The sequence below is a fragment of the Longimicrobium sp. genome (assembly GCF_036554565.1).
Taxonomy (GTDB): Bacteria; Gemmatimonadota; Gemmatimonadetes; order Longimicrobiales; family Longimicrobiaceae; genus Longimicrobium.
The window spans coordinates 1-3,672 of record NZ_DATBNB010000152.1; the positions used below are offsets into that span (position 1 = coordinate 1).

At 70.0% G+C, this 3,672-nt stretch carries 4 protein-coding genes; all 4 read left to right on the forward strand.

The window, feature by feature from the left end:
* Window positions 1–355 precede the first annotated feature (355 nt).
* Complete coding sequence (locus VIB55_RS04095; protein ID WP_331875396.1) at window positions 356–1,036, forward strand: DUF6766 family protein; 681 nt, start codon at window positions 356–358, stop codon at window positions 1,034–1,036.
* 154 nt (window positions 1,037–1,190) lie between these two features.
* On the forward strand, window positions 1,191–1,910 hold the full coding sequence (locus VIB55_RS04100) for a DUF4344 domain-containing metallopeptidase (protein WP_331875397.1): 720 nt from the start codon (window positions 1,191–1,193) through the stop codon (window positions 1,908–1,910).
* A 48-nt stretch (window positions 1,911–1,958) separates the two neighbouring features.
* Complete coding sequence (locus VIB55_RS04105) at window positions 1,959–2,696, forward strand: DUF4344 domain-containing metallopeptidase (protein ID WP_331875398.1); 738 nt, start codon at window positions 1,959–1,961, stop codon at window positions 2,694–2,696.
* Window positions 2,697–2,887: 191 nt separating this feature from the next.
* Window positions 2,888–3,672: FIST signal transduction protein (locus VIB55_RS04110; protein WP_331875399.1), on the forward strand; the 785-nt coding region annotated here is incomplete at its 3' end.

Here is a 3,672-nt window from a genome sequence, read left to right on the forward strand (position 1 = left end):
CAGAGACGTCCACCAGGCGACCCGCAGTCGTCCGCGCACTGCTCTGGTTTGCCGCCGCCACTGCAGCAGGTTTGATCGGGCTGTTGCTCCAGGCCCTCCTTGGGTGACCGGTTCCGTCCGTGATCGTGCCAGGGTCCTGCATGGTGCCTCGGGACAGATGATGATCAGTGCACGCTCTCGTCTCGCGCATCGGGGCGCCGCGCCGCGGTGAAGCGGAACGCCTGGCCACGGTCGAGCGCTGACCCGCGTTGACCACGCGTGGCCATCAGTATACACTGTCCGCATTCCCTGCTTTTCCTCCTCCCTCCGCCGCCGAGCCGCCCGCGGCGGTACCGACCTTTACACCGGAGCGAACGTGCGGAAGTGGATCAGGGGCCACAGCCTGAGCATCGCCGCGATCGCGCTGTTCGTGGCGGCCTTCGTGGGCCAGGTGCTGACGGGGCGCGCCGAGTACAACCAGGACCAGCAGGCGCACGGGGAAGAGCCGGTTCCGCTGGTGCAGTACCTGGCGACAGGCCACTTCGGCGAGGCGACGCTGGAGAACTGGGAATCCGAGTTCCTGCAGATGGCCGTCTTCGTCTTTCTGACCGCGTTTCTCGTTCAGCGCGGATCGGCGGAGAGCAAGAAGCCGAAGGACGAGCCCGGGGCGGGCGAGGAGCCGAGCGACGAAGATCCCGCGAAGCACCGCAACGATCCGCGCGCCCCCTGGCCCGTCCGCCGCGGGGGCATCGCCCTGGCGCTGTACCGGAACTCGCTGTCCATCGTGCTGTTCCTGCTCTTCCTGGCTTCGTTCTGGGGCCACGCCATGACCGGGGCGGTGGAGTACAGTGCAGAGCAGCTGGCGCACGGCGACGCGGCCGTGGGCACCCTGGGCTATCTTGCCACCTCGCGCTTCTGGTTCGAGAGCTTCCAGAACTGGCAGAGCGAGTTCCTGTCGGTGTTCGCCATCGCCGTCCTTTCCATCTGGCTCCGGCAGCAGCACTCGCCCGAGAGCAAGCCGGTCCACGCGCCGTACGAGCAGACGGGCGAGGAGTAACGGGGCGCCCGCGCCGTGCCGCGCAGGCGCCCGGGCGTGGCGATCCGCCGCGGGCGCTCGTTGACCTTTGGGGGGCAGGACCCTAGACTTCGCGACCCGCGTCCGCCGTTCGTTCCTCCCCTTCTAGCTTTCCCGCGTGTCCATTCCCAAGTCCTTGCTGGCGCTCGCCGCCGGCCTGGCGCTCTGGTCCGCTCCCGCCGCTACGCAGGGCCGCTGGATCCCGGCGTATGCCCCCGCGCAGGATCCGCTCACCGCCGCACTCGGCGCGTCGCTGCAGCAGTGGGGGATGCTGGAATCGATGGTGGAGCCGTTGAACGACATGCAGCTGCCACGCGACATCACCGTCGAACTGGCGGAGTGCGGCACCCCCAGTGCCACGTACGATTCTGGCCGGGCCGCCATCCGGCTCTGTTACGAGTTGTTCAAACAGCTCACGGAGTACGCCTCGGCGCGCGACGACAGTTCCGCCGCGCTGTTCGGGCGGGCGTTCAACCTCATCTTCCAGCACCAGGCGGGGCACGCGCTGATCCACCTCCTGAAGCTGCAGCCCGGGGTGCCGCTGGAGGAGGCCGCCGACCAGTTTGCCGTCATCAACACCACGGGTTCCGGCGATCCGGCGCGGTGGATGGAGGCCGCCGCCGCGCTTCACCGGCACGCGGTGGACTGGGAGCGCCCCGGTTCCGGAGAAACCGCGCTCGACAGCAGCCGGCTCGCGAAGCTGGCCTGCCTTTACTTCGGCAGCGACCCGGACGCGTTCGGTGCACCCGCGGGCGAAGCCCGGCCCAGCCCGGCCGATGCGGCGGATTGCGAGGACGAATACGACGCCGTGTTGACCGCCTGGGTCACCATGCTCGAGCCGTACCTACGCAACTGAAATCCGGCCGCCCGACACCTCGTTCCCCTCGAACAGTCCGGTTCGTCCATGCCACTGCGCTTCCTGGCCACCGCCGCCATCCTCGCCCTCTCCTCCGTTCCCGCCGCCGCGCAGGGGCGCTGGCTCGCGTCGTATCCCGAGGTGCAGGGCCCCGTGCACGCGGAGATGCGGACGGCGCTGCAGCAGGGCACCATGCTGGAGTCCATGGTAGATCCCCTCAACGAGGCGTTCCTCGTGCCGCGCGACATCACCGTGGAGATGGCGGAGTGCGGCGGCCCGGCCGCCACCTACGATGCCAGCCGCGCGACGGTCCGAGTCTGCTATGAGTTGCTCCTGGAGTTCGCCGACCAGGCGGAAAGCGGCGACATGGACAACGAGACGTTCGAGCAGGCCTTTGCGTTCATCCTGCTGCACCAGGTGGGGCACGCGGTGATCGACGTGCTGAAGCTGAACGTGGGAGTGCCGGAGGAAGAGGCCGCCGACCAGTTCGTCGCCGTGATGGCGGGCCTGGCTCCCGGCGAGCTGCAGGGATTGCTGCAGGGAGCCGCGGCGCTCCACGAGCAGGAGTTCGATTGGGAGTCGCCGGACTCGGGACAGACCACCCTCGGCGACAGGCGCCTGACCACGCTGACGTGCCTTCTGTACGGCGGCGACCCCGAGGCGCACCGGTACCTCGTGGAAGGGGGCCATCTCACCACCGCTCGCGCGGACAGCTGCCTCGACGCGCACGAAGACTTGCAGGAGGCCTGGGCCACCCTGCTCGAAGGCCACCTCGTCGAGGGCTGATCCCCTGTCCCGGCGCACAGCCGTACAGAGCCCCGGCGCGGTCCTCCGCGCCGGGGCTCGCGTCGTCCCCGATCGTTTGGGCCGGAATCGATCTACAAGTTGGCGGATTCGGTCATCTTGCGCGAAGTGCGCTCCCGGCACTTTGTTGTACGCTCTCCGCCGGCATTCGGCACCCCGCACGGCCCCTCGCCATGGACATCGAGCAGACCACGTGGACCGCGCCGGACGGATGGCAGCCCGCGGCCGGGCAGCCGCTGGGTGCCGCCGCCCATCTGGTCCTGCTGTTCGGCTCGCGCGAGCTGCTGCAGCAGGCGCGGTGCTGGAACGAGGCACGCGCCCGCTACCCCGGCGCCCGGGTGGTGGGCTGCTCCACCGCGGGCGAAATCGCCGGCACGCGGGTGCTGGACGACTCGGTGGTGGCCACGGCCGTGTCGTTCGCCCACACGCAGGTGCGCGTGGGGCGCGTGTCGCTGGACGCGTTTGGGAGCAGCGAAGAGGCTGGGCGGGCGCTCGCCCGGTCGCTGGAGCCTGCGGGGTTGGTGCACGTGCTGGTACTCTCCGACGGGCTGCACGTGAACGGCACCGAGCTGGTGAAGGGCCTTTCGGAGCAGCTTCCGCGCGGCGTCGCGGCCACGGGCGGCCTGTCGGGTGACGGGTCGCGGTTCGAGCGGACGCTGGTGGGGGTTGACGGCGACGTCGCGGAGGGGACGGTGGTCGCCGTGGGCTTCTACGGCCCGCGGCTGCGCGTGGGATACGGCTCGCTGGGCGGATGGGACCCGTTCGGCCCGGAGCGCGTGATCACCCGCTCGCGGGGAAACGTGCTGTACGAGATGGACGGCCGCTCCGCGCTGGAGCTGTACAAGCGCTACCTGGGCGAGCACGCCGCCGAGCTCCCCGCCAGCGGCCTCCTCTTTCCCCTGAGCCTGCGCACGCCGGATGGCGAGGCGCCCGTAGTGCGCACCATCCTGGCGGTGGA